We start from the raw sequence: 5,904 nt of genomic DNA on the forward strand, positions 1-5,904 counted from the left end.
ACGCACGGCCTACAACCGGAACAACCCGGTCCCATGCTCATGGCAAACCAGAGGTCCCATCACCCTGGCAGGCGACACACTTGGCTGCATCCGCTATCACACCTGGCGATCTAGATGTCTGGGTAGTCCGGTCGGGCCTGCCCGAGCCGGGCGCGGCAGCCGCAGCCTTCGAAGAACTGCAGCAACAACTGCCCACCTCGGACCTTCAGATCGTCTACGACGATATGAGTCGCGACCGTGACCGCTTCGACGCTCTCACAATGCTTTCCGCGCTGCCGAGAGTCGCGACTGCGATGGGACCTGTGGTCGACGAGCCCGACATCACGGACTACCGCCTTGGCACGCCAGAACCATCGGAGGTCTGTAAGGCTGTCCCCGACGATTAGAGAGGTGGACGGGATCCTGAGTGCGACTCTGGATGTCAGCTGCTTGGCGGGGTTGTTCGCCCGAGCTCTTCTTCAAGGGCAGACAGCTGTTGTCGGGCGGTGTTGATGAACGTTCGAGCGCAATCGCTGCAGTAGTGGGCAGTGTCACGGTCGACCTTGACGATAAGTATCGGGTCGCCCTTATTGAGCACGTGGTTTTTGTCTGACCGACACGGGTGCCGTCGTCCTGCCGTGCCAATCGACAGCGTTCGCAGCAGTGAGCGGGGCTTACCCATGTCGCAGTTCCTCCTCGACCGCAGCAACGATCTGAGGCAACCGCGCGATGAGGTAGTCGCAGTCGTCCGCGGTGTAATCCTTCCTATTGGTGGCACCGCTGGGAACCATTGTCTTGATCCGCCTGTCGATGGCCGATTTCACGGTGACGAAGTTCTCCCGGGTGCGGTCCAGCTCGCGGCCAACGCGATTGAGGCTGTGTTTGGCCAGAAACTTGCCAGCCTCGTTCTTCACCAAATCGTCGAGCAGGGTCTTTTTGGATCGACGTGTCTGTTGTTTGGTGGGCTGGACGCGTTGTAGCTGATCGAATTTGACTCCGGTGTCGATACCCTTTTCCTTGAGCACGGTCAGGGCCTGCGCAACATCTGGGTCGGCGCTGAGGGCGATCAGGGTCAGGTTTTCGAGTTGGATGTCGGCCTGGCCAGTGATCACCGGCAGCGGAGCGTTCTGGCCACCTCCAGGTGGGGGTTCGCGAGTGGGCAGGGGTTCAACAACGGTCTCGTCGATGAGCTGCGCGAAGAACTCTTGGTCTGCTTCGGCGAACTCCTGGAAGTCGTTCCAGACCCCGGTGATGTTGCCGCCGACGTGAAAAACGACGACGCCATCGTTGACGGCATCGAAGGGGTCAACATCTGGAATCACCCGCATGATGCGCCCCACGAACTGCATGAAAGGGCTGAGGTTGTTGAAGATGCTGAAGACAGCGGCGACGCTGAGATACGGGTGGTCGTATCCTTCACCGAGTTTGCGCACCTGTACGATCACGTCGAGTTCGTGGTTCTCCAACCGCTGGTAAACTCGCTCGTTCGCTTTGCTCTTGCCTTCGATCAGGCTGTGAACGAAGTCGGCGCGGAGCCCCAGTTCGCGGAACTTGGCGACGACCTGTTTGCAGTGCTCCATGTTCAACGCCGCCGCAATGATCTTAAGCCTGGCCTCGCCGGTCTTTTCCCGCAGCTCGAACAATTTCTGGCGGGAGGCCTCGGCGATGGTGGTGAGGGTGGCGTCTGAGCTCACGACGCTGCGCCGGAAGCCTGCGTCGCGCTCGCCGAGGCGGCGGACCTCTTCCAAGGACACCTCGACTTCGGTGTTGTCGTCAGGGCGCCGGACGTAGTGCAGCGTGGTCGGGTTGAGGCGGTAGCCGTTGATGCGCTTGACGTATCCCTTCTCCACCGCGCGAGAGATGGGGTAGCTGTAGATGATTTCACCGGCCATGATTCGCCCGTCGGCACGACCGGGGGTGGCGCTCACGTTCACGATGCGTGCGTCCGGGAAGTGCCGCCGCAGAGTGTCCCAGCTCTCGGCCACGTTGTGATGGCCTTCGTCGAACATGATCAGATCGAAGAAGTCGGCAGGAAGCTTTGCAAGCCAGGTGTTTTCGGCTCGCTGGAGCTGATGAATATTCGTCACCACGATGTCAGCCACTTCGAGATCGGTGACGTTGGTCGACGTGCCTCGGATTTCTGCGGGCTCTGGGAACGGCGCGGAGTCCAACACTTTGCGCTTAAGGTAGAAGAACTTCGGGTCGCTAGGTGTCAGATCCTTCAGCAGCTGGTCGGCGATCTTGAGGTTCGGTGCGACCAGCAGTGCGCGGTGAGACTGTGCGGCGAACGGCGTGAGAGCCAGGAGGCCTGACTTCCCGCAGCCCACCGGCAGCACGACGGAGACTTCGCGGCCCTCGGGAGCGTCGAAGTCGTGCCCGGTGAGCGTTTCGTATGCCTCGATCTGCGGCTCGCGCAAGGACGCATTGCCCGTCACGGTGGGTCGCAGGGTGACGTACTGGTCGATTTTCATAAAGCTACCCCTTTTGTGGAAAACGTTGTCGGCAAGGCGATCTGGTTCAGGATGCGGAACTCTTCGGAGGCCGCAGCTTCTCGACGCCGCTACGGATCGCGGGGGGCAGCGTGCGGATCGCGAAATCGCTGATCGACCACTCGACGTCATCGGCGTCGGCCGCCCGCAACGCTTCCACTGCTGCCGAGGCCATCTCGTCAGACTTGACCTCCTGCAGGATCTTGACCAGGACGTCACGCACGTGCCACCGGTTGTGGCGGGGCCCCAGCGACGCGAGCGCGCCCACGCTCATCCGCATCACGCTGGAGTCCTTCGTCTCGGCCACGACAATGCGGGTGAAGTCAGCCAGCACGTCGCAGTACTCGAACGAGAAGTTCCCATGCCTCAGAAAGTCGGTGAACCGCTGGTAGACGCGCTGGAACGCGCCCCGCTGTTCGCTCCAGAGGAATTTGACGGACCCTCGAGTGCACCAGGGCAGCACTCGGGTCAGCACGTGCATGTCGTCGTGGCTGGACTCATCCAACGCGGCTGCCCACTCGATCATCTCGATCAAGTCCGCGTCGGCGACCGACGGACTGCGCATGCGGTCCTGCAGGCGCTCCGCTGCCTCTTCCTTCGACTCGTTGGCCACGTATTCCTCGTGTGCATCAACAGCACGCTCGAGTGCATTCATGAAGTGCTCGATCGACTGGTAACGGCGATCAGGCGAGTTGGCGATCGCGGTCTCGATGACAGGTCGCAGCGGGCCGGGCTCCACCTCGTTGTTCACTGGGAAGTCCTGAGTCACGAGCTCCTGCAGGATCTTGCCCAGACCGTAGATGTCGGAACGGTGGTCGGCGCTTCGGGCCCGTTGCCACTGCTCCGGTGCTGTGTAGACCCACGTGCCCAACCCTTGTCGCAGCGTTGAGGTCAGCGGGTCGGTGTGCCGCTCGGCCTCAACGGCAAGCCCGAAATCCGATACCGCCCAATCGCCGTTGCTCAGCCGCAAAACGTTGGCCGGCTTGAGATCTCGGTGATAGATGCCCCGATCATGGACGTAACCGAGCCCCGTGCAGATCTGACGCATGATGTCGACGATCAATCGCGCTTGGCCGCCCACCGTGTCGACGTAGTCGGTCAGGCTGCCCTGCGCCAACGGCATCGCATACCAGATGTTGTCGTCGTCGGTCTCGCCGTGGGCAAGCACCGAAATAACGTTGGGGTGGTGCAGGTCTTCGAGGAGCCGAAGCTCACGCCGAAACCTCTTGATGGCTTCGGGGTCAACCGCGACGGTGTCCTTCAGCACTTTGACGGCGACCAGTTCGCTGGTCTTGCGGTCGGTGGCACGGAAGACGTCGGCGAAGCCGCCACCACCGATCCGAGCGTGTTCCAGCAGGAATCGCCCACCCAGCGTGCGGGTCTTCTCGTCCGACTTCGGCCTGCCGGCCTTGGTCTGACGGAGGCCTGAGCTGTTCCATCCAGCGACAACATCGAGGTCCCAGATAGGGCCCTGCGCAATCTCCCCCACCGCGTCGGGGAAGTCGTTTCGCTGCCGCAGTGTCGCGATGCGCTGAGTGCTCACGCCGAGCTCCTCGGCCACCTCCGATATTCCGCCAAGACGCACGGTTGCCTCCAGAAATAGTTGTTCTCAAATCAAGTATAACACCGAATTGGTTGTGGTTGGCTCAACTATTTATCGCGTCGTCGCCGAGCGGCGACAAAACCGGTTGCCCACGTCCGCGCGTCGTAGCACGGTGGGGACGACGACGAGTCGGTAATTTGGCTGCGAGAGACCCCGAACGGAACGGATCCCTGTTCTAAGCAGATCACTCAGTCATCGGTGATGCCGATTTCTGGAGATTGTTGCTTGGCGTGGGGGCCGCGTTCGCGAAGCCAGGTGGCCTCAAGGTGTCGCTGGTAGGCGGCGTGGATGGTGGCGTGGAGCTGGGCGGCGCGTGCGAGGCTGTCGCGCAGTCGCTCGTCGAGTATGGCTGGGTGCAGGCGCCCTGCCTGGGTGAGCGCGGGGTCGAGGTCGGGCGGGGTCCCGCGGTTGATGACAGCCGACGTTGGGGGCGCGCCGATGGTTGTCGTCCAGGGTAATTCGGTGGCGACGAGTCGCAGGAGCCGCTGGGCAGGCTTGGGTGGCCACGTTTGGCCGGTCGTGTCGAGCAGGACAAGGCCGGACTGGTTGGCCGCGGCGTGTTCGGCGAGGTCGGCGATTATTGCAGGGTCGGCGCTGGCGGCGTCGTCGATGATGATGAGACTGCCGGGGGGTAACGGCGACTGCGACTTTTTGTTGGTGATGGTGGCGTGGGTTTCGGTGATGGTGGCAGCGGTGTCGGCGAGCTCGTTGGTCACGGCGTCCTCGGCTTGTTCGCGAGTAGGGCTGCACCACAGGATCTTTCGTTCGGAGGCTGCAGCCGCGCTGTGCAGGGTGTGCAGGGCGGCGCGGCGCTCGGGCGAGGGTTGGGCGTGCACGACCGTGACGGCGAAGGGCAGCCTTGCGGTGCTGGTGATGGCGGCGGCTATGGCGGGGGAGAGGTCGGCGGCGGCACTGTTGGCAAGGCTGAGGGGGCGGTGCGGTTGGAAGCGGCTGGCGGCTTCGAGCACGCGTAGCTCGATGGCCAGTTGGCCGAGTTGGGCGGTGATGTGCTCGGCCGAACGGGTTTCGGCGGCCGCGAACGCGGCGGCGGCAGCCAGTTCTGCGCGGTCAAGGTCACGGCGCAGCTGGCTGGAGCGCCGGCGGGCGGCCAGCACGGCGCGATCGTCTTCGGATCGTGCTTCGGCGATGACGTTGTCGACGTCGTCACCGCTGATGACGCGGTCCGCGCCGCCGGCGGCCTTTGCACGCGCCGCGAGTGCTTCGCGAAGCGCAGCCTGATAGCGCTCGGCGGGCGCAGTGTCGGGGAGTGCCATGAGTCGCAGTTGGACATCGAGTTTGGCCGAGGCGATGTCAAGTGGGTCGACGTCAGGTTGAGCCTGCAGCTCGTCGAGCTGGTTGCGCGCCCAGTCGACATGGCTTAGCGCTGTCTCGTATTCGGCTTCGGCGTCGGCCCATTCGGCGGTCACGTCGTGAACGGCGATCAAGTAGGGGCGGTCGGCGTCGGCGCGCTGGCGCAGTTCGCGGATGCGCGGGGTGGCTTGGCGCATTGCCGGTCCGTCACCAATTGCGGCGCGGGCATGCAGGGCCTGATGGTCGGCCAGCGCCTGCTGGTATTGGGTCCGCAAGCTGGTGAGGTCAAGCAGAGCGGCCGGCAGTGGCGGGGGTGCCACGCGGTGGCGGGGGAGGTCGTCGAAGTCCAGGCCGGCGAGTTCGTCGGCGGTCTCAAGCGGGGTGTTGGTCGGGTCGGGCTCAACGAGTTCGGGGTGCCACGGTTGCGTAGACAGGTCGGTGGCAGGCATGTCAATCCTGGTTGCGTGGGGGTCGGGGGGAAGTTGTTCTTCTTCCTCGGGGTGCAGTGGGGGTTGTTCGGGT

At 63.5% G+C, this 5,904-nt stretch carries 3 protein-coding genes and 1 pseudogene; 1 reads left to right on the forward strand and 3 read right to left on the reverse strand.

Annotation, left to right across the window (positions count from 1 at the left end; all coding sequences use genetic code 11):
- The first annotated feature begins 80 nt into the window (after positions 1 to 80).
- Positions 81 to 386: a hypothetical protein gene (locus BST44_RS28635; protein ID WP_047324006.1), complete on the forward strand. Its 306-nt coding sequence runs from the start codon at positions 81 to 83 to the stop codon at positions 384 to 386.
- A gap of 267 nt (positions 387 to 653) precedes the next feature.
- Here BST44_RS28635 and BST44_RS28640 read toward each other — a convergent pair whose 3' ends face one another.
- The 3 genes and pseudogenes from BST44_RS28640 to BST44_RS28650 all read right to left on the reverse strand — a co-directional run.
- Positions 654 to 2,450 (reverse strand): DEAD/DEAH box helicase, encoded by a 1,797-nt coding sequence (locus tag BST44_RS28640; protein WP_007172175.1) that lies wholly within the window; start codon positions 2,448 to 2,450, stop codon positions 654 to 656.
- A gap of 46 nt (positions 2,451 to 2,496) precedes the next feature.
- On the reverse strand, positions 2,497 to 4,011 hold the full coding sequence (locus tag BST44_RS28645; RefSeq protein WP_197083339.1) for a serine/threonine-protein kinase: 1,515 nt from the start codon (positions 4,009 to 4,011) through the stop codon (positions 2,497 to 2,499).
- Between the two features lie 248 nt (positions 4,012 to 4,259).
- Positions 4,260 to 5,904, reverse strand: a pseudogene (locus tag BST44_RS28650) (AAA family ATPase); the annotation flags it as partial.

This window comes from Mycobacterium scrofulaceum (genome assembly GCF_002086735.1).
Lineage (GTDB): Bacteria > Actinomycetota > Actinomycetes > Mycobacteriales > Mycobacteriaceae > Mycobacterium > Mycobacterium scrofulaceum.

What these genes read in the sequence shown, in the direction of transcription:
- BST44_RS28640 (WP_007172175.1), bottom strand. Translation starts at nt 2,450, where the DNA reads ATGAAAATCGACCAGTACGTCACCCTGCGACCCACCGTGACGGGCAAT.